The sequence below is a fragment of the Campylobacter sp. US55 genome (assembly GCF_004378955.1).
In the GTDB taxonomy this organism is placed as follows: domain Bacteria; phylum Campylobacterota; class Campylobacteria; order Campylobacterales; family Campylobacteraceae; genus Campylobacter_D; species Campylobacter_D jejuni.
This window is the reverse complement of sequence record NZ_RYYF01000004.1, coordinates 1-17,819: the sequence shown is the minus strand read 5'-3', so window position 1 is coordinate 17,819 and position 17,819 is coordinate 1. Positions and strand designations below refer to the sequence as shown.

General features: G+C 28.8%; 18 protein-coding genes and 3 pseudogenes. 17 read left to right on the top strand and 4 right to left on the bottom strand.

Translation table 11 applies throughout. The annotated features are described in order from the left end of the window. Positions 1–20 precede the first annotated feature (20 nt). The 7 genes and pseudogenes from ELQ07_RS03580 to ELQ07_RS08425 all read left to right on the top strand — a co-directional run bounded on the left by ELQ07_RS03580 (position 21) and on the right by ELQ07_RS08425 (position 7,813). Positions 21–2,207 (top strand): dynamin family protein, encoded by a 2,187-nt coding sequence (locus tag ELQ07_RS03580; RefSeq protein WP_134224745.1) that lies wholly within the window; start codon positions 21–23, stop codon positions 2,205–2,207. Further along, entirely contained in the window at positions 2,197–4,026 is a 1,830-nt protein-coding gene (locus tag ELQ07_RS03575) for a dynamin family protein (RefSeq protein ID WP_070316754.1), read from the top strand. The genes ELQ07_RS03580 and ELQ07_RS03575 overlap by 11 nt, the downstream gene beginning before the upstream one ends. Further along, on the top strand, positions 4,026–4,730 hold the full coding sequence (locus ELQ07_RS03570; protein ID WP_088303932.1) for a tetratricopeptide repeat protein: 705 nt from the start codon (positions 4,026–4,028) through the stop codon (positions 4,728–4,730). The genes ELQ07_RS03575 and ELQ07_RS03570 overlap by 1 nt, the downstream gene beginning before the upstream one ends. A 135-nt stretch (positions 4,731–4,865) precedes the next feature. Continuing rightward, positions 4,866–5,594: a gluconate 2-dehydrogenase subunit 3 family protein gene (locus ELQ07_RS03565; protein ID WP_070316756.1), complete on the top strand. Its 729-nt coding sequence runs from the start codon at positions 4,866–4,868 to the stop codon at positions 5,592–5,594. 1 nt (position 5,595) lies between these two features. Then, positions 5,596–7,317, top strand: coding sequence for a GMC family oxidoreductase (locus ELQ07_RS03560; RefSeq protein WP_070316757.1), 1,722 nt, complete (start codon positions 5,596–5,598; stop codon positions 7,315–7,317). Between the two features lie 170 nt (positions 7,318–7,487). Beyond that, positions 7,488–7,574, top strand: a pseudogene (locus ELQ07_RS08325) (hypothetical protein); the annotation flags it as partial. A gap of 31 nt (positions 7,575–7,605) precedes the next feature. Next, positions 7,606–7,813 (top strand): annotated as a pseudogene (locus tag ELQ07_RS08425) (hypothetical protein). Positions 7,814–7,877: 64 nt separating this feature from the next. On the opposite strand, the gene ELQ07_RS03545 reads toward ELQ07_RS08425, so the two are convergent. Next, positions 7,878–8,582: a putative metalloprotease CJM1_0395 family protein gene (locus ELQ07_RS03545; protein WP_134224744.1), complete on the bottom strand. Its 705-nt coding sequence runs from the start codon at positions 8,580–8,582 to the stop codon at positions 7,878–7,880. Positions 8,583–8,688: 106 nt separating this feature from the next. On the opposite strand from ELQ07_RS03545, the gene ELQ07_RS03540 reads away from it, so the two are divergent. After that, positions 8,689–9,051, top strand: coding sequence for an HIT family protein (locus ELQ07_RS03540; protein ID WP_002857306.1), 363 nt, complete (start codon positions 8,689–8,691; stop codon positions 9,049–9,051). 74 nt (positions 9,052–9,125) lie between these two features. Beyond that, positions 9,126–9,698 (top strand): YceI family protein, encoded by a 573-nt coding sequence (locus ELQ07_RS03535; RefSeq protein ID WP_134224743.1) that lies wholly within the window; start codon positions 9,126–9,128, stop codon positions 9,696–9,698. Positions 9,699–9,702: 4 nt separating this feature from the next. Here ELQ07_RS03535 and ELQ07_RS03530 read toward each other — a convergent pair whose 3' ends face one another. Both ELQ07_RS03530 and ELQ07_RS03525 read right to left on the bottom strand, forming a co-directional pair. Next, entirely contained in the window at positions 9,703–10,659 is a 957-nt protein-coding gene (locus ELQ07_RS03530) for a membrane protein (RefSeq protein WP_002921846.1), read from the bottom strand. Between the two features lie 60 nt (positions 10,660–10,719). Beyond that, the gene (locus ELQ07_RS03525) at positions 10,720–10,929 is read right to left on the bottom strand and encodes a transcriptional regulator (RefSeq protein WP_002778401.1); all 210 of its coding nucleotides are present in this window, start codon (positions 10,927–10,929) and stop codon (positions 10,720–10,722) included. Positions 10,930–11,095: 166 nt separating this feature from the next. Between ELQ07_RS03525 and ELQ07_RS03520 the strand changes: the two genes are divergently transcribed. The 6 genes and pseudogenes from ELQ07_RS03520 (at position 11,096) to ELQ07_RS03495 (ending at position 15,041) form a co-directional block, all read left to right on the top strand. Beyond that, positions 11,096–11,518, top strand: a complete 423-nt coding sequence (locus tag ELQ07_RS03520) for a hypothetical protein (protein WP_134224742.1) — start codon at positions 11,096–11,098, stop codon at positions 11,516–11,518. A gap of 250 nt (positions 11,519–11,768) precedes the next feature. Then, positions 11,769–12,086: a hypothetical protein gene (locus ELQ07_RS03515; protein ID WP_134224741.1), complete on the top strand. Its 318-nt coding sequence runs from the start codon at positions 11,769–11,771 to the stop codon at positions 12,084–12,086. 49 nt (positions 12,087–12,135) lie between these two features. Then, positions 12,136–12,602: pseudogene (locus tag ELQ07_RS03510) on the top strand (hypothetical protein). A 77-nt stretch (positions 12,603–12,679) separates the two neighbouring features. Beyond that, positions 12,680–14,257, top strand: coding sequence for an ABC-F family ATP-binding cassette domain-containing protein (locus ELQ07_RS03505; RefSeq protein ID WP_088303935.1), 1,578 nt, complete (start codon positions 12,680–12,682; stop codon positions 14,255–14,257). After that, complete coding sequence (locus ELQ07_RS03500) at positions 14,247–14,582, top strand: hypothetical protein (RefSeq protein WP_002859498.1); 336 nt, start codon at positions 14,247–14,249, stop codon at positions 14,580–14,582. The genes ELQ07_RS03505 and ELQ07_RS03500 overlap by 11 nt, the downstream gene beginning before the upstream one ends. 75 nt (positions 14,583–14,657) lie before the next feature. Next, complete coding sequence (locus ELQ07_RS03495) at positions 14,658–15,041, top strand: hypothetical protein (protein WP_134224740.1); 384 nt, start codon at positions 14,658–14,660, stop codon at positions 15,039–15,041. A 43-nt stretch (positions 15,042–15,084) separates the two neighbouring features. Here ELQ07_RS03495 and ELQ07_RS03490 read toward each other — a convergent pair whose 3' ends face one another. Beyond that, the gene (locus ELQ07_RS03490) at positions 15,085–15,669 is read right to left on the bottom strand and encodes a YigZ family protein (RefSeq protein ID WP_070316764.1); all 585 of its coding nucleotides are present in this window, start codon (positions 15,667–15,669) and stop codon (positions 15,085–15,087) included. Between the two features lie 126 nt (positions 15,670–15,795). On the opposite strand from ELQ07_RS03490, the gene ELQ07_RS03485 reads away from it, so the two are divergent. Both ELQ07_RS03485 and ELQ07_RS03480 read left to right on the top strand, forming a co-directional pair. Then, the gene (locus ELQ07_RS03485; protein WP_134224739.1) at positions 15,796–17,022 is read left to right on the top strand and encodes a hypothetical protein; all 1,227 of its coding nucleotides are present in this window, start codon (positions 15,796–15,798) and stop codon (positions 17,020–17,022) included. Then, positions 17,015–17,752 (top strand): ATP-binding protein, encoded by a 738-nt coding sequence (locus ELQ07_RS03480; RefSeq protein WP_134224738.1) that lies wholly within the window; start codon positions 17,015–17,017, stop codon positions 17,750–17,752. Before ELQ07_RS03485 ends, ELQ07_RS03480 begins: the two co-directional genes overlap by 8 nt. The last annotated feature ends 67 nt before the right edge of the window (positions 17,753–17,819 follow it).

Sequence of the window (17,819 nt, the reverse complement as noted above, 5' to 3'; positions counted from 1 at the left end):
CCCTTTTTAAGGGGAAGATTATGAAAGAATTATTCCAAAAAATTTGGCAAAATGAACTCCAATTTTTAAATTTTGATGCTAAATTTCAAGATAAAAGCAAACTTGATACAGCCGAGTGCGCGATTATTTTAAGTGTCAATAAAGACAATTATGAAAGATATTTTCTCTTAAAAGAATTTCAAGAGCTTTGCAAAAAAATTGATTTAAGAGTGGATATTTTTAGTATACAAAATGCTCAAATTTGTATTTTAAATCTTTTTAAATCAGGTTTTATTCCAAGGCAAGATTTGCTTAAGGCTCTAAAAATTTTAGAAAAAATTTCAAAAAATACCGAAATGCTTGATTTTATTTCACAAGAAAAAGTTCAAAGTATAGATCAAAAAGCTTTATTTCAAAATGATTTTAAAGAATTAAACACCATTAATTTAGAGCTTCAAAAGCTAAGTTTTGATGAAAATTTAAAATCAAGACTTCAAAAAACTTTGGAAAAATTTCAAAATTTAGAGTTTAATATAGCCATCACTGGCGTGATGAATGCAGGAAAATCAAGTCTTTTAAATGCTCTTTTAAAAGAAGATTTTTTGGGGGTTTCAAACATACCTGAAACAGCTAATTTAACAGTATTAAGTTATGGCAAGAGTGAAGAAGCAAAGATATATTTTTGGGATAAAAAAGAATGGCAAAATATACTTGAAAGTTCGCACTTTAATGCAGATTTAAAAGAATTTATCGACAAGCTGGATAAGAGTGTAAATATAGAGGATTTTATCAAAGATAAACCTTTAATACAAAATATCGCACTTTGTGAGCTTAAAAATTTCAGTTCAGCTAAAAATAAAATTTCAGCTTTAATTAAAAAAATAGAAATTAAAAGTCATTTAGATTTTTTAAAAAATAATATTTCCATAGTTGATACTCCAGGACTTGATGATGTTGTAGTTCAAAGAGAAATTGTTACAAATGAGTATCTTAAAGAAAGTGATTTTTTAATTCATTTAATGAATGCTTCTCAAAGCTTAACTCAAAAAGATGCAGACTTTTTGGTGCATTGTCTTTTAAACTCAAGGCTGAGTAAGTTTTTAATTGTTTTAACTAAAGCGGATTTGTTAAGCAAAAAGGATTTAGAAGAAGTCATTGTTTATACCAAGGAAAGCTTAAAATCAAGACTTGTGGATTTAGATGAAAATTTAGTGGAAAAGATTGATTTTTTATGTGTGAGCGCTAAAATGGCAAGTGATTTTTATAAAGGTTTAGCATCTAATGAAAGCTTGCAAAAAAGTGGTATGCAAGAAGTTGAAAACTATCTTTTTAACGAGCTTTATGCAGGAGAAAAAAGTAAGATTGCCTTAAGAGCTTACAAAAAAGAATTGCATTTAGAGCTTAAAAATATTCTAAGCGAATATGAAATGCAAAATCGTCTTATTAAGGAGAATAAACAAGGTGTAAGTGAAGAAAATCAAAAGCTTTTACTTGAACTTCAAAAGCAAAACACCTTATTAAAAGAAGCACAAGATGAAATTTCAAATTCCATTGCAAAACTTAAAAATATAGATAGTGGCATAGATAATCTTGTTTTACTTTTGGCTAAAAAATTAAAAGAACGCTTGATAGATGAGTTTAAATATTTGAAAAATAATGCACAAAAGCTTAATCTTTCTCGTATTTTAAATATAGTTGATATTACCACAAAAGATGGGATTAATGATATTTTAAGAGAAATTAAATTTGAAAATATTAAAAAAATCGAGGAGCTTAAAACAAATTTATCTTTAAAATATAATTTTTTAAAAGATGATTTTGACAATGGTTTTGAAGGTTTTAAAGATGGAATTTCAAAAAATATAGATAGTATTTTTCAAAGCGAAAAATTTGCACTTTTAAGATTGAAAATTGAAAAATTAAGTAATCTAAAATCAGATTTATATGAGCTTGAAACGAATTTAGATACGGTTATTTTTGATACTTTTAAAGAATTTAAAATGAGCGAAATTTTAAACTCTTTAAATATCAATGGAGCATTTTTTGAGTTTTTAAATGATAAATTAAAACATTATGAAAAAAATCAAAAATCAAAATTAGAAAGTCTTGAAAAAGGTTTACAGAGTCTGAAAAATCAAGATGCTAATATTTTAAATTCTTTTGAAGAAAATTTAGAAAAAATTGAAAAATTAAAACAACTTGAAATGGGGCTTTTAAATGCAGATTAATCTTTTAAATGATTTTATAAAAGCCTATGAAAATACTTATAGTGTGAGTTTTGATGATAGTTTTAAAGGGTGTATTCAAGAGCTTTGTAAGGAACTTAATGAGCCTTTTATGCACGCAAGTTATGCTTTAGAAAATGAATTAAAAGAACTTGTGTTTTCTTTGGATAAGAATGTTAATATCGCTATTATAGGGCAGTTTTCAAGTGGTAAATCAAGTTTGCTAAATTTGATCTTAGGGTGTGATTGTTTGCCTACGGGTGTTGTTCCTGTTACTTTTAAACCTACTTTTTTACGCTATGCAAAAGAATATTTTTTAAGAGTAGAATTTGAAGATGGAAGTGATATTATCACAAATATAGAAAAATTAGCCTTTTATACGGATCAAAGAAATGAAGTAAAACAAGCAAAAAGTTTGCATATTTTTGCACCTATTCCTTTACTTGAAAAAATTACTCTTGTAGATACTCCAGGTTTAAATGCAAATGAAAATGATACTTTAACAACTCTTGATGAGCTTAAAAATATTCATGGGGCGATTTGGTTAAGTTTGATTGATAATGCAGGTAAAAAAAGTGAAGAAGATGCCATAAAAGCAAATTTGGAACTTTTAGGAGAAAATAGCATTTGTGTATTAAATCAAAAAGATAAATTAAGCACAGAAGAACTAGATAATGTTTTAAATTATGCAAAAAGTGTATTTTTAAAATATTTTGATGAGCTTATTGCCATTTCTTGCAAAGAAGCTAAAGATGAGCAAAGCTATGAAAAATCTAATTTTCAATCTTTGCTTGATTTTTTAACTCAGCTAGATACAACAGCTTTAAAAGAAAAATTTGTTAAAAGAAAAATTTTAAATTTATGCGAAATTTTAGAAGATGAAAATCAACTTTTTGTAGGTATTTTTGATCGTTTATTAAATCAATTTCAAAATTATGAAAAGCATTTACTTTTAGCGTATGAAAATTTTTTAAAAGAGATTGAAATTTTAAATCATCAGATTTTAGAACAGCTTAAAAGCATTAGCGAAAGAATTTCTAGTGAAATTTTTGCAAGTGTTAAGGAAAAAGATGCTTATTTTTACAAAGAAAACAAAGGATTTTTAAAGAAAGATTTATATACAAGATATGATTATAAAGCGCCTTATATTTCAAGTGACGATGCTTTTTTGGCGATGTTTTATAATAGTGATGTGATGAGTAAAGAGTTTAAAAAAATCAAAAATGAACTTTATAAATCTTTTGAAGAAATCAAGATGAAATTAAAAGACTTTATAAACATACTTGAAAGAGAAATTTTGCTGTTTAAAGCAGAATTTTCAAACATACAAAAAGATCACATTTTCCAAAGTGATAAAAATTTTAGCGAATTAAGAGCTTTTTGTAATGCAAGCGATGAGTACTTTTTGAAAGATTTTAAAGAACTTTTATTTAAAAGCATTTTAGAGCTTGATTTATTTTTTGAAAAATTAAATCTTAAGGCTTTTACAAATTATGAAAATGCTACGAAACTAAGCCTTGCATTTTTTAGTCGTAAAATCAATGAAAGTCGTGTTCTTTATGAGCTTGATAGTTCTGAATTCGTACTTTTTTATCCTAAAAAAAGCGAAATTTATGAAAGAGTTTTAAATGAATTAAATGTTTATGAGTTTGAAACTTTGCTTATTAATAAGCCTATTTTGACAAAAATTGCAAAAAATTTCTTAGAACAAAGTCAAAATTTAATCCAAGAAAAAAATAAATTTTTAGATCTTAAAAAAGCAGAACTTCAAAAAAGAAGAGCGCAGATTTTAAATGTTAGAGAAAATATAAAGGAAGATTAATGAGAATATTTTTAGCTTTATTTTTATTTTTTAATTCATTATTTGCATTAAGTGAATTAGAAGAGGGTTTAAAACTTTACGAGGCAAATAAATTTGATAAAGCTTATGAAATTTTTAAGAATCTTTGTGAAAAAGATATTTCTAAAGCTTGTTTTTCTTTAGCTTTTATGCATGAAAGTGCTAAGGGTGTGAGTAAGGATTTAAATCAAGCTTATAAATTTTATGATAAAGCTTGTAAATTGGGTTTAGCAAATGCGTGTTCTAATATGGCTTTGCTTTTGCAAAATCAAGGTTATAAAAATGAAGCTCTTTTGGCTTTTAATAAAGCTTGCACTTTAGGAGAATCGTTAAGTTGTAATAACATAGCTTTATTTTATGAAAAAGAAAAAGATGGACAAATGGCCTCAAGTTTTTATAAAAGATCTTGTGACTTAAAAAATGCAAGAGCTTGTTATCAGTTAGGATCTTTATATGATAAAGGAGAACTTGTTAAAGCAAGTGTAAAATCTGCTCTTGCTTTTTATTCTAAATCTTGCACTTTGGGTTTTGGTGAGGCTTGTTATTTGCTAGGACGCTATAATCAACTAGAAAAACAAGATCTAATAAAGGCAAAAAGATATTTTGGTATGGCTTGTGATCAAAAACATCAAGAAGCTTGCGCAGCTTATAAAGAACTTAATTCTAAAGATATAGAGCTTTATTAAAAGTTCTATTTTTATTACTTTCAAAGATATTCTTAAATAAAATTAAGAATAACACAAAATTTATCGCTTTTTAAAGTTAAATTTATATCAATAGGAATAATATAGTCTTGTTTAAGTTATTATCAAGGAGAAGTAATGCAAGACAATATTATTGATCGCAGAAGCTTTTTTAAACTAGGGCTTTTAGGTGGTTCTGTAGTAGCAGCTAGTACTATAGGTGGCGGTGCTGTTTTAAAGGCAACAGAACTTACGCATTCGCATCAAGCTTCACAAGGAAATTCAAGTAAAATTAGAGGTAGAATGTTTTTTCAAACTCAAACTGAATTTGATACCTTAAGTGCAGCCTGTGAAAGAATTTATCCTAAAGATGAACAAGGAGAAGGAGCTATAGGTTTAGGTGTGCCTTATTTTATCGATAATCAGTTAGCTAGTGCTTATGGTTATAATGATAGAGAATATATGCAGGGGCCTTTCATGGAGGGTAAAGCTGAACAAGGTTATCAAACCCCTATGCAACGCAAAGATATTTTTTTAGAAGGCGTGTATGCTCTTGAAGAAAATGCTAAAAAGCGTTATAAAAAATCTTTTTCTTTGCTTAAGGGTGGAGATCAGGATAAAATTTTAAGCGATTTTGAAAAAGGAAAAATTCAAACTACAGGTTTTAAATCTTCTTATTTTTTCACACTTTTAAGAGATATGACAGTAGCTGGAGTTTTAGCTGATCCAATTTATGGCGGAAATGATAATAAAAACGGTTGGAGAATGATGCAATATCCAGGCGCACAAATGAGCTATGTGGATAAAATTGCAAGTGATGAATTTTTTAACATTGAACCTATGGGTTTAGCAGATATGGAGAGTTAAAATGTCTGAAGTATTAAAAAAAGTAGATGTAGTAACAGTTGGAGCAGGATGGACTGGAGGTATAGTGGCTGCAGAGCTTACCAAAGCAGGTTTGAATGTGCTTAGTTTAGAACGCGGACATATGCAAAGTACTGAAAATTTTAATTTTATCCATGATGAGTGGAGATACGGGATTAATTATGGTTTGATGCAAGATTGCTCAAAAGACACTGTGACTTTTCGTCATGACCCTAGTAGTTTAGCCTTGCCTTATCGTAAAATGGGTTCGTTTTTATTAGGTAATAATGTTGGTGGTGCAGGGGTGCATTGGAATGGTTGGACTTTTAGGTTTATGCCTTATGACTTTGAAATTCAAACCCTAAGCAAACAAAGATATGGTAATAAATTAGGCAATGATTATACCTTGCAAGATTGGGGTGTGACTTATAAGGATATGGAGCCTTATTATGATAAATTTGAAAAAACCTGTGGGGTATCAGGTGAGCCAAATCCTTTAGCAGAAAAAATGGGGGCTTTTAGATCTAGTCCTTATCCACAAGAACCTCTTGAAAATACTAAAATGCTTAAACGATTTGAAAGTGCAGCAAAAAGTTCAAATTTACACACTTATCGTTTGCCAGCCTCAAATTCTAAAGGTGGCTATACAAACCCTGATGGTCAAGATTTAGCTCCTTGTCAATACTGTGCGTATTGTGAGCGTTTTGGTTGTGAGTATGGTGCAAAAGCAAGTCCTTTAAACACAGTAATTCCAAAGGCTATGAGCACAGGTAAATACACCATACGCACTTATAGCAATGTAACGCAAATTCTTAAAAAAGACGGAAAAGTAACGGGGATAAAATTTGTCGATACTAGAACGATGAAAGAGTATATCCAGCCTGCTGATATAGTTGTACTTACTAGTTATATGTTTAACAATGCTAAGCTTTTAATGGTAAGCAACATAGGTGAGCAATACGATCCAAAAACAGGTAAAGGAACTTTAGGTAGAAATTATTGTTATCAAATGAACATGGGTACAACAGCTTTCTTTGATGAGCAATTTAACACCTTCATGGGTTCAGGTGCTTTAGGAACTACGAGTGATGATTTTAACGGAGATAATTTTGATCATTCTAAGGAAAAATTCCTTCATGGAGCTATGATTTATAGCGTTCAGCTTGGAACTCGCCCTATACAATCAGCCCCACTTCCAGCAGGAGCTCCAACTTGGGGTGCCGAATTTAAGAAAGCATTAAACTATAATTTCACAAGAGCTATTACAGTAGGAGGACAAGGTGCTTCTTTGCCTCATAAGAATAATTATTTAAGTCTTGATCCAACTTATAAAGATGCTTTTGGTATGCCACTTTTACGCTTAACTTATAATTTCACCGATCAAGATAGAGCTTTGCATAAATTTATCACAGATAAAACAGCTGAGGTAGCAAAAAGAATGCAAGGAGTAAAATCAATCAAAAAAGGTGCTTATCTTAAGGATTATAGCGTTGTGCCTTATCAATCTACTCATAACACAGGTGGAACAACCATGGGCGCAGATAGAGAAACTAGTGTGGTTAATACTTATTTACAACACTGGGATGCGGATAATCTTTTTGTTGTAGGAGCAGGAAATTTCCAACATAATAGTGGATATAATCCAACTGATACTGTGGGAGCTTTGGCTTATCGCTGTGCTGAAGGTATTTTAAAATATCATAAAAGTGGAAAAAGCTTAGCTTGATAATAACTTGAGAGTTTTTGAAAACTCTCAAGATTATAAATTTTTAATTTTCTTCCGATATAGTATATAATATCAAGGAAGGCAAAAATGATTAATGGTGTAAATTCTTATTCAAACTACAATTATACAAAAAGGCAAATGTAGTCTGCTCTTGGAGGGTGGTATGCAAGATGATTACTTTAAGTTCTTTTAATAGATATTTTGGAAATAATCCCCTGCAGACACTTACTAAAATTAGAGATGAAAGTATTGAAAATGCAAAAATTTAAATTATAAAAAGGATAAAAAATGTTAAATATTTTACATTGCAAATTCAAGTCATCGTTTCCATAAATGTATGCCTAAGGAAGTTCATCAAATATATGATACTTTAAAGCTTATGGAACAGCAAGAAGGTACAAAAAAAGTAGAAGTCAAAAAAGAAGAGCAAAGTAATTCTACAAATACAGATAAAGCAGATAATAAAAAAGATAAATTTTTAGACATGTCCGTTTAGTTTTAAAACAAAGCTTTATTTATAAGGAAGATTGGCATAATTTTTTTTATTTAAATTAAGAATTTTAAGATGCGATATTGAATTTAATGTCGTTATTTTGCGAGTTTTGTTGATAAGTTTTGGCTATGAAATTTTTAAAATCTTTATCAAAATTTGAATTTTTATCGTTGTTTTTTGAATCTTTATCTGTTTTTTCTAAGCTATTTTCTGAATTTTTGTCATCTTTTTCTTTATTTTCTTCTTCTTTTTCTTTGGCTTCTTCGGCTTTAAGTTTTATTGCTTCAGCTCTTGCTTCAAATTCCATTTTTGAAGCATTTGCTGCAACTTTATAGTCTTGCGGGCTAGGATCAGCAGGAGCCATAGCTGCTGCTGCGATTTGTCTTGCATTGGCTATAGTTTCTTCTGGTGTGTTTCCTTTTTGCATGCTGATAGGAACTTCGCCCGCTGTAGCATACATTTGATTATCAGGGCCTCTTGTATAAGTAAAACTTGCAGCACCTGCTAAGCCGCCGCCCGCTGCTTGATGTGCAGCTTCATGAGCTTTTACATTTCTATCGATACTTTGAAGTTCGCGAACTTGAGCTACTTCTTTTTGGCTTAGCTCTACGCCATTAACCATTTGGGTTTGTTCGCCATTTTTTTCTTTATCATCTTTATTTTCGCTAAGATTTTTTTCATCTTTTTGAGTGGAATCAGATTGATTTGTTTTATCAAAAGAAGGTTTGCTAGAGTAGTAATCATAAGAGTTATAACTTGAACTAATTTGCATTTATCCTCCTTTTTGTTTTTTAAATTTTAGGAATTTTAACGCATTTTGACTTAAAAATTTGATAAATTTTGTAAAATAATCATAAATACAATTTCAAAGGAATGTAATGATTTATGAAAATGATTTGATTTATATAGAGAAAGAGGAGGCTCAAGTGCCTTGGCTTAAAATTTTTACTAAAGAAATTTATAAAGAATTTAGCGATTGTCCTTTAGAGTTGCAAAAAGAACTTTTTGAAAAAATTTTACTTTGTGAAAAGGCTATGATAGAATTTTACAAACCTGAAAAAATCAATATCGCCTCTTTTGCAAATTATGTGCCAAGGGTGCATTTTCATGTTATGGCAAGATTTAAAGAAGATGCGTTTTTTCCAGAGTGTATGTGGGGAAAACAGCAAAGAGAAGCAATAAAGCTTGATTTGCCTAAATTTGAAGAATTTGTAAAATTTTTAAATAGTAAAATTTTTTAATTTTTATTAATGATTTATTATGTTTTATCTAATAAAATTTTTATATTGAAAATTACTATAAAAAAAGGAAAAAAATGAAAAAAGTTTTATTAAGTTCATTGGTTGCGGTGTCTTTGTTAAGCACAGGTTTGTTTGCTAAAGAATATACTTTAGATAAAGCACATACAGATGTAGGTTTTAAAATCAAACATTTACAAATTAGCAATGTAAAAGGAAATTTCAAAGATTATTCTGCGGTGATTGATTTTGATCCTGCGAGTGCTGAGTTTAAAAAGCTTGATGCAACTATAAAAATCGCATCTGTAAATACAGAAAATCAAACAAGAGATAATCACTTACAACAAGATGATTTTTTCAAAGCAAAAAAATATCCTGATATGACTTTTGCAATGAAAAAATATGAAAAAATCGATAATGAAAAAGGCAAAATGATGGGAACTTTAACTATAGCTGGAGTTTCTAAAGATATTGTTTTGGATACTGAAATCGGCGGTGTAGCTAAAGGCAAAGATGGAAAAGAAAAAATAGGTTTTTCTTTAAATGGAAAAATCAAACGCTCTGATTTTAAATTCGCGACAAGTACTTCAACTATTACTTTAAGCGATGATATTAATTTAAATATCGAAGTTGAAGCAAACGAAAAATAATTTTTTAGTCTAAGAGTCTTGCTCTTAGACTTTGTAAATTTTTATCCAAATTTCCTTCACTTTCTTGCCAAATCAATTTAAAATCCGGTTTAAAATTTTCATTTTCTAAATTAAATTCCGTGTTTTTCAAGGTGGATTCTAAAAAAGCAAGATGATTTAAAGCTTGATTTTTATCATTAAAAATTAAAATAAAATCATTGTCTACGATGAAAATTTTTGCTCTAAAGCGTTTTAAAATTTTTGCAATTTGTTTTAAGATGAGTTTGGCATAGCTTTCTTTAGTATCTTTTAGTTCATTAAAATGAAGCAAGGCAATGATATAGTTGTTTTTTCCCTTTGTAAAGCGTGTAAGGCTTTTTTCATTAGGTAGTTTTGTTAAGATGTCAAAAAAAGCCAATTTATAAGCGTGATTTAAAAGATAAAAACAAAAAACTAAACTTGCAAATTCAAAATACCTTATTCCTGCTCCTTCTTGGAATAAAAACTGAAAATATGCAGCAAAAAATGCGATAATAAGATAATATTCTTTAGTTTTAAAAGTTTTGATAAAAATGAGTATTAAGCCGACTAAAAAAAATAAAAATCCTAATTCACTCACAGGCTTAAAAAAATCTAATGCAATAAAATGAAATTCTAAACCAGCGCTATTAAAAGTAGTATTTCTAGGTAAAATGATGCTTAAAACGCCTATAAAAATAAGGGTTGTAATTGAAGCGATATTTTTTTTACTTAAAATTAAAGCATGGTGTTTTCCAAGGCAAAATAGAGTAAAAATCATAGGTAAAAACAAAGCCACAAATAAATTAGCTTGAAAAAAACTTGTATAAAAATAAGGCAACTTAGCTCCTAATAGCACTAAAGTTAAAAAGAAAATTCTTGAATTTTTAAAGTAAAAGGATAATACAAGTGCTGAAATTTCAAAAATAAAACTCAATGATATTAAAAAATCTAATAAAAACATTTCAAATCCTTGATTTTAATAAAAGTGATAATTGTATAGAAAAAAGCTTAAAAGTGGACTTTATTTAAATTTAGCAATCTCATCTTGTATAGTTTGTTCTATATGAAGTAATTCTTCATGAGTTTTTTTACTATTTTCTAAAAGTTCATCAAATTTAAAGCCAAGCATAACAATACGATATAAATTGGGTTTATATTTTCTCCAATTATATAAAGTGCTAACATCAATGTCTAGTTCATATGCCATATCACGCTTGCTCTTTTTTGTCATTTTTTACCTTAAAAATTTAGCCTTTAAAAAATTTTACATTAAAATTTCTTTATTAAAAACACTTGAAATATTCAATCTTTTATATAAAATATATTTAATATTTCAATATTAATTAAGTTATAGCATGGAATAATTCGAGATATTTTTTAATTTTCAAGGAGTAGTTATGGATTTCAATTCGGTTCTTTTCAGTATTGGCGATAAATTGCCAAAAGATGCAACATCTACCGTGATGCTAAAAGAGAAATTTGATCGCTTAAATGAGGATAAACAAAAAGAAGTAGTAGCACAGCTTCCAATGATAAAGCTAAAAAGTCCCGCTCTAGTATTTTGGGTAGGGACTTTTTTATTTGGTGCTTTTGGAGTGGGTCGTTTTATGATAGGAGATTGGGTTTTAGGGCTTATACGCTTGGGAGTTACAATTGTAGCTATGTTTTGCGGTATTTTAATGATTACATATAGTGCTTTAGGGATAATATATGGTTTGTTGTGGCTTGTTAATTGGATTTGGTGGATTGTAGATATGTTTTTAGTGGGTAAAAAATTAAGAAAACAAAATTTTGAAAAGATTGCAAATATTATACAATAATTTCGAGTTTTATGAAAAACAATCAAAAATAAGTTTGCAAAATATTTTTATCAAGTTTTTAGTAAATTTTGTTTTTGTGGCAAGTGAGGTTTAGAATTCTTAAGCAATAAAGAAAATTGCTTTTAAATATTTTGTCTGTTGCTTCAAATATTGCACAGGTTTTTTTAGAGATTACAAGTAAAATGGTGGACTTGGTACAGATGAAGAGAAACTAAAATATTATTTAGGTGAACAAAAAAGGAGGAAATTAATGAAATGTTTTAATGCGAAATTTATGTTTGTTGGAATTTTGGCAGTATTTTTGAGTGCTTGTAGTAGCGGTATTCCAAAATGTAGTGATCAAGATGTACAAAATGTTTTAACTGAGATTGATCGTAAAAAGTTGAAATTTACTTATAGCGGTTTTATGAGCGATTTAACCGATAAGGAAAGTAAAACACAGTATTGTAAAGCTCAAGTAAAAGCAAATGGAAGTATTGATTCTCGCCCTTACAAATGGGATGCTTGGATCGAGTATTTTGCTAGATATACTGATGATGGTATGGTATATGTAGAAATTACCAGATAACTTTTTAAGGCAAAAATGCCTTAAAAAGTTAATTTTGAGGAGACTGGATATGGACTATAATGTTTTTCTTTTAAATATACAAGATAAAATAAATCAAGAAGATTTTTTCAATTTAAAGCTTAAGTTTGAACAATTACAAAATAAAAAAGAAGCTTTATCAAATTTGGTATTTTTAAGACTTCAAGATCCTATAAAACCTTTAATTATGAGTATGATATGTGGTTTTTTAAGTTTAGGTTGGTTGGCAATCGATAGATTTATGATAAAAGACTATGCATTAGGAATATTGCGTATAATATTATCTTTATTTCCTTGTGTGTTATTTTTGATACTAGGAATTAGCTATGAAAATGATTCTAACTTGGATATTTCTGAAATTTTTTCGGGTTGTTTGGAATTTTTCTATTATTAGGCATTATTTGGTGGGGAGTAGATTTATTTTTAGTCTATAAAAAAATTAAAAAACAAAATTATAATAAAATTATAGAATTTATTTTTAACTATCAAAAAATTTAATTTTAAAATTAAAAATTCAAGCCTTTTTCGCTACAATTTCTTAAAAATTTTTATAAGTAAAAAATTTAAGGAAAATCATGGTTGAAGTAAAAAATCTTACTATGCGTTTTGCAAATCAGCTTTTATTTGAAAATGTGAATTTAAAGCTTGTTCGAGGACAAAGATACGGACTTATCGGTGCTAATGGTGCGGGAAAATCGACTTTTTTAAAAATTCTTTCAGGAGAAATTGAGTCAAGTAGTGGTGAAATAGTATTTGATGAAGGTTTAAAAATCGCAGTTTTAGGACAGGATCAATTTGCCTTTGAAAACTACACCATCAAAGATGCAGTGATGTGTGCAAATAAGCGTTTATATGAGGCCTTAAAAGAAAAAGAAAAGCTTTATATGAGCGAGGAATTTACAGATGAGATCAATGAGCGTTTAGGTGAGCTTGAGATAATAACGGCCGAAGAAGATCCAAATTATGATTGTGAAACGCGTTGTGAAAAAATTTTAAGTTCTTTAAAGATTAAAGATTTTGATGCTTTGATGAGCACCTTACAAAGTGCGGATAAATTTAAAGTCTTACTAGCTCAAGTTTTATTTTTGGGCGCTGATGTGCTTTTTTTAGATGAGCCTACAAATAACCTTGATTTAGAGGCGATTTCTTGGCTTGAAAATGAACTTTTAAGACATGAAGGAACTTTGGTTGTCATCTCTCATGATAGGCATTTTTTAAATAAAATTTGCACAAGAATTTTAGATGTGGATTTTAAACAAATTCGTGATTTTGCGGGAAATTACGATGATTGGTATATGGCTTCAACGCTTTTGGCAAAACAAGCTGAGCTTAAACGTGATAAAACCTTAAAAGAAAGAGAAGAATTAGAAAATTTCATTCGCCGTTTTAGTGCAAATGCTTCTAAGGCAAAACAAGCCACAAGCCGTGCTAAAGCACTTGAAAAACTAGAGCTTGAAGAGATTAAAATTTCAAGTCGTAGAGATCCTAGCATAGTTTTTAGAACCAATCGTGAAATAGGTAATGAAGTTTTAGAATTTAAAGGTATAGGCAAGGCTTATGATAAACAATTGTTTTCAAATTTGGAGCTAAAAATAGAAAAAAATGATAAAATCGCTTTGATCGGGGCAAATGGTATGGGCAAAAGTACTTTGGCAAAAATCATCGCCCATGCTATAAATCCAGATAGTGGATCTATGCATCTTGGGGCGACTATAGAGCTTGGATATTTTCCTCAAGATACAAGTAATTTAATTTGTGAAAATTTGAAACTTTATGAATGGTTGATGAGTGAAAAATTTAAAGATCTAGATGAAATCCGTAAGTGTTTAGGTAGAATGCTTTTTAGTGGCAGCGATCAAGAAAAAATGGCAGCAAGTTTAAGTGGGGGTGAAAAACATCGTTTAATGCTTTCTCGTTTAATGCTAGAGCGTCCAAATTTCTTGCTTTTAGATGAGCCTGATAACCATTTAGATCTTGAAAGTATTATTGCGCTAGGTGAAGCTTTGTATAATTTCAAAGGTGTAGTGCTTTGTATCAGCCACGATAGGGAGTTAGTTTCTGCTTTTGCTAATAGAATTTGGCATTTAGAAAATGGTAAGCTTACGGATTTTCGTGGAACTTATCAAGAATTTTTAGGAGAAAATGATGGCTAAATTTAGAATTCAATACAGCGCAGGTTTTGGGCACTATACGCAAAATCACAAGGGTTTTGGACCTACGATTTATATAGAAGAGGTCGTAGAGTTTGATAATGGCAAGGATTATTTTGATTATATAGATTTTTATAAAACTTATTCAAAGAGCGATGATACTTATTTTCATATTAGTTTTTTAGAAGATAGACCTCTAAGCGATAAAGAAATCACGATTCGCAATGAATACCGCAAAATGCGTGATGAAAACTGTAAAAAAGCCAAGGAAGAATTTATAGCTAATAATGAGCTTGATGTGGAGCATTTGCCTACTCATCATGATTGAAAAACATTAATTTTTGCATAAAAAAGGAACACTTTTTGCTTGTATAGTTTTTGCATATTTTGAAAGGAGAAAACTATGCAGGTAAATTATAGAACGATCAGCTCGTATGAATACGATGCTATTAGTGGTCAGTATAAACAGGTGGATAAACAGGTTGAAGATTATTTTTCATCTGGAAATTCTGATTTTATGGATATATTAAATAAGGCGGATGAGAAGTCAAGCGGAGATGCTTTAAATTCTAGCAATAGTTTTCAAAGCAATGCGCAAAACTCAAATTCAAATTTAAGTAATTATGCTCAAATGTCAAATGTTTACGCTTATCGTTTTAGACAAAATGAAGGCGAGTTGTCTATGAGAGCTCAAAGTGCTAGCGTTCACAATGATCTTGTGCAACAAGGTGCAAATGAACAAAGTAAGAATAATACTTTGTTAAATGATTTATTGAACGCAATTTAATCAAAAGCTCCATTTTGGAGCTTTTGTATTTACTTGCAAGAATTTATAATTTCTCTATTTCAAAAGGTGCAAAATTTTTACAAAAAATTTCAAATTCTTGCTCCTCTTTTTCATTTAATTTGATATGTAATATAGCTTTGCAATCCTTAAAATCTTTTGTGAAATTAAAAGAATAAGTTTTTAAAAAATGTTCAAAACGATTTAAATTTTTTAAATCAATAGCAATGGATATATTTTTTTTCAATTCGAATAAAAGTAAAGAAGAATTATTAATCACGGCATTTGCTGCATCGCTATAAGCTCTTACAAGTCCCCCTGTACCAAGTTTTATACCGCCAAAATATCTTACAGTGATTAAAGCCGCATTGATAAGATCATAGCCCCTTAGAACATTTAAAGTTGGCATTCCAGAAGTTCCTTTAGGCTCTCCATCATCGCTTTTATCTTCTACAATTTGATTAAAATCATTTAAAACACGATAAGCATAGACAAAATGAACAGCTTTTGGATGCTCTTTTTTTAGCGTTTCTATTAAAAATTTAAAATCTTTAAAAGGGCAAAGAAAAGATAAGAAAATAGATTTTTTAATATCGATTTGTGTTTGAAAAATTTGATTAATAGTTTGCATTTTTGCCTTTTTTGTTTAAAATTATACTTATAAAAACTAAAATCAATTTGATGTTAATTTTTAAGATATTTGATATTTATATGATTTGCATTGATATTTTAAGTTTAATTTTGTAAAATTTTCATTATGGAAAAAATCAAAAATTATAAACTTATCACCATTTTACTTAGTCTTGATTTGTTGGCTTTGCTTTATGGAATTTCAACACTGAGTATTAGTACTGATGAAGCTGATATTTATTTTGGTGAGCAGGGTAAATCACTTATTTTTTTCCATAGTTTGCTTTATTATATATCTCATTTTGGAACTTTTATTTTTGGGCAAAATGATTTTGGTTTAAGGCTTCCTTTTTTATTTTTTCATTTTTTAAGTTGCTTGCTTTCGTATTTGCTAGCTTTAAAATATACTAAAACTAAAATTGATGCTTTTTTTTCTTTATTGTTGTTTGTTTTATTGCCGGGTACTGTTGCAAGTGCTTTGCTGGTTAATGCCGCATCTTTGGTGATTTTTTTAACCCTTGCTATATTATGTGCTTACGAATATGAAAAAAAATGGCTTTTTTATATATTATTGATTATAGTATTATTTGTTGATAAATCTTTTAATATTTTATTTTTAACTTTTTTCTTTTTTGGGATTTATAAAAGAAATGCTATTTTATTTACCTTATCTCTTGTTTTGTTTGGAGCGAGTATCAGTTTTTATGGTTTTGATACAGGTGGTCGTCCAAGAGGTTATTTTTTAGATACCTTAGGAATTTTTGCTGCATGTTTTTCTCCTTTGGTTTTTGTGTATTTTTTTTATACTATTTATCGTTTGACTTTTCAAAAATATAAAAATTTATTATGGTTTTTAATGAGCGTAACATTTGTATTTTGTTTGTTGCTTTCTTTAAGACAAAAACTTTTTTTAGATGATTTTTTGCCTTTTTGTGTTATTTGCACTCCTTTGCTTATAAAAACTTTAATGCAAAGTTATAGAGTGAGATTGCCAGTTTTTCGATTAAGGTATAAAATCTTTATAGAATGTTCTATAATTTTTTTGATATTTTGTTACTTTTTAATCGTCGCTAATCAATTATTGTATTATTTTATAAACAATCCAAATCGTCATTTTGCCAATAATTATCATTTTGCTAAAGAATTGGCGCTAGAATTAAAAAAACAAGATGTTTTAGAGCTTGCAACAGCCCCAAGTTTGCAAAAAAGATTACGATTTTATGGAATAAAAAATAGCAATAAGTTTTATTTAAAAGCTTTAAAACAAGCCGATAAGCATGATATGGACAAAAAAATTGTTAAAGTAAAACTTGGAAAATATGAAAAAGTATATCAGATTTTAAACTATGATTAAAGCTTTCAGTTTGTTGGAATTTGTGTTTATAATTCTCATTTTAGGTATAGTTTTTAATTTAGGCAGTCTTTACTTAAAAAAAGACAATCTACTAGAAGGTGCAATACAAATTCTTAATGATATCCAATATACCCAAAGTTTAGCCATGATGCAAGAAGGCATAAGAGTTGATGAGTTGGCTATCGCAAAAAGAGAGTGGTTTAAAAGTAAATGGCAGATTTATTTTATAAAATCAGCTGCCACAGGTTATGATCAAACATATACTATTTTCTTGGATAAAAATGGCGATGGAAATGCTAATTTAGGTAAAACTGAAATCAATATAGATAGAGAAATTGCTGTTGATGTAATCAATTATAACAAATTAATGAATTCAGGTCAAAGTGGAGTTATTAGTAAAGATGATGAAAAAACTACACAAAGATTTAATCTTACAAAAAGATTCGGAATAGAAAAGGTTGAATTTAAAGGATCTTGTTCAGGATTCACTAGATTAGTATTTGATGAAATGGGCAGAGTGTATTCTCCGTTAAAAAATGCCAATTATGCATATGAAAAAACTTTAGCAAAGAATAATTCAGATTGCATTATACGTTTGTTATCAAAAAAGCATGTTCTTTGTATTGTTATAGATACGCTTAGCGGTTATGCTTATATTCCAGATTTTAAAACACTTAAAAGTCAATTTGTTAATATAAAAAATAAAAATTACGAGTGCTCTAAAATATAGCCCCCATTATACTTATATAAATACTTACACAAATATTTATACTATTTAATCCTTTATTTAATCCCCT

What these genes read in the sequence shown, in the direction of transcription:
- ELQ07_RS03580 (WP_134224745.1), top strand. Translation starts at nt 21, where the DNA reads ATGAAAGAATTATTCCAAAAAATTTGGCAAAATGAACTCCAATTTTTA.
- ELQ07_RS03575 (WP_070316754.1), top strand. Translation starts at nt 2,197, where the DNA reads ATGCAGATTAATCTTTTAAATGATTTTATAAAAGCCTATGAAAATACT.
- ELQ07_RS03570 (WP_088303932.1), top strand. Translation starts at nt 4,026, where the DNA reads ATGAGAATATTTTTAGCTTTATTTTTATTTTTTAATTCATTATTTGCA.
- ELQ07_RS03565 (WP_070316756.1), top strand. Translation starts at nt 4,866, where the DNA reads ATGCAAGACAATATTATTGATCGCAGAAGCTTTTTTAAACTAGGGCTT.
- ELQ07_RS03560 (WP_070316757.1), top strand. Translation starts at nt 5,596, where the DNA reads ATGTCTGAAGTATTAAAAAAAGTAGATGTAGTAACAGTTGGAGCAGGA.
- ELQ07_RS03545 (WP_134224744.1), bottom strand. Translation starts at nt 8,582, where the DNA reads ATGCAAATTAGTTCAAGTTATAACTCTTATGATTACTACTCTAGCAAA.
- ELQ07_RS03540 (WP_002857306.1), top strand. Translation starts at nt 8,689, where the DNA reads ATGATTTATGAAAATGATTTGATTTATATAGAGAAAGAGGAGGCTCAA.
- ELQ07_RS03535 (WP_134224743.1), top strand. Translation starts at nt 9,126, where the DNA reads ATGAAAAAAGTTTTATTAAGTTCATTGGTTGCGGTGTCTTTGTTAAGC.
- ELQ07_RS03530 (WP_002921846.1), bottom strand. Translation starts at nt 10,659, where the DNA reads ATGTTTTTATTAGATTTTTTAATATCATTGAGTTTTATTTTTGAAATT.
- ELQ07_RS03525 (WP_002778401.1), bottom strand. Translation starts at nt 10,929, where the DNA reads ATGACAAAAAAGAGCAAGCGTGATATGGCATATGAACTAGACATTGAT.
- ELQ07_RS03520 (WP_134224742.1), top strand. Translation starts at nt 11,096, where the DNA reads ATGGATTTCAATTCGGTTCTTTTCAGTATTGGCGATAAATTGCCAAAA.
- ELQ07_RS03515 (WP_134224741.1), top strand. Translation starts at nt 11,769, where the DNA reads ATGAAATGTTTTAATGCGAAATTTATGTTTGTTGGAATTTTGGCAGTA.
- ELQ07_RS03505 (WP_088303935.1), top strand. Translation starts at nt 12,680, where the DNA reads ATGGTTGAAGTAAAAAATCTTACTATGCGTTTTGCAAATCAGCTTTTA.
- ELQ07_RS03500 (WP_002859498.1), top strand. Translation starts at nt 14,247, where the DNA reads ATGATGGCTAAATTTAGAATTCAATACAGCGCAGGTTTTGGGCACTAT.
- ELQ07_RS03495 (WP_134224740.1), top strand. Translation starts at nt 14,658, where the DNA reads ATGCAGGTAAATTATAGAACGATCAGCTCGTATGAATACGATGCTATT.
- ELQ07_RS03490 (WP_070316764.1), bottom strand. Translation starts at nt 15,669, where the DNA reads ATGCAAACTATTAATCAAATTTTTCAAACACAAATCGATATTAAAAAA.
- ELQ07_RS03485 (WP_134224739.1), top strand. Translation starts at nt 15,796, where the DNA reads ATGGAAAAAATCAAAAATTATAAACTTATCACCATTTTACTTAGTCTT.
- ELQ07_RS03480 (WP_134224738.1), top strand. Translation starts at nt 17,015, where the DNA reads ATGATTAAAGCTTTCAGTTTGTTGGAATTTGTGTTTATAATTCTCATT.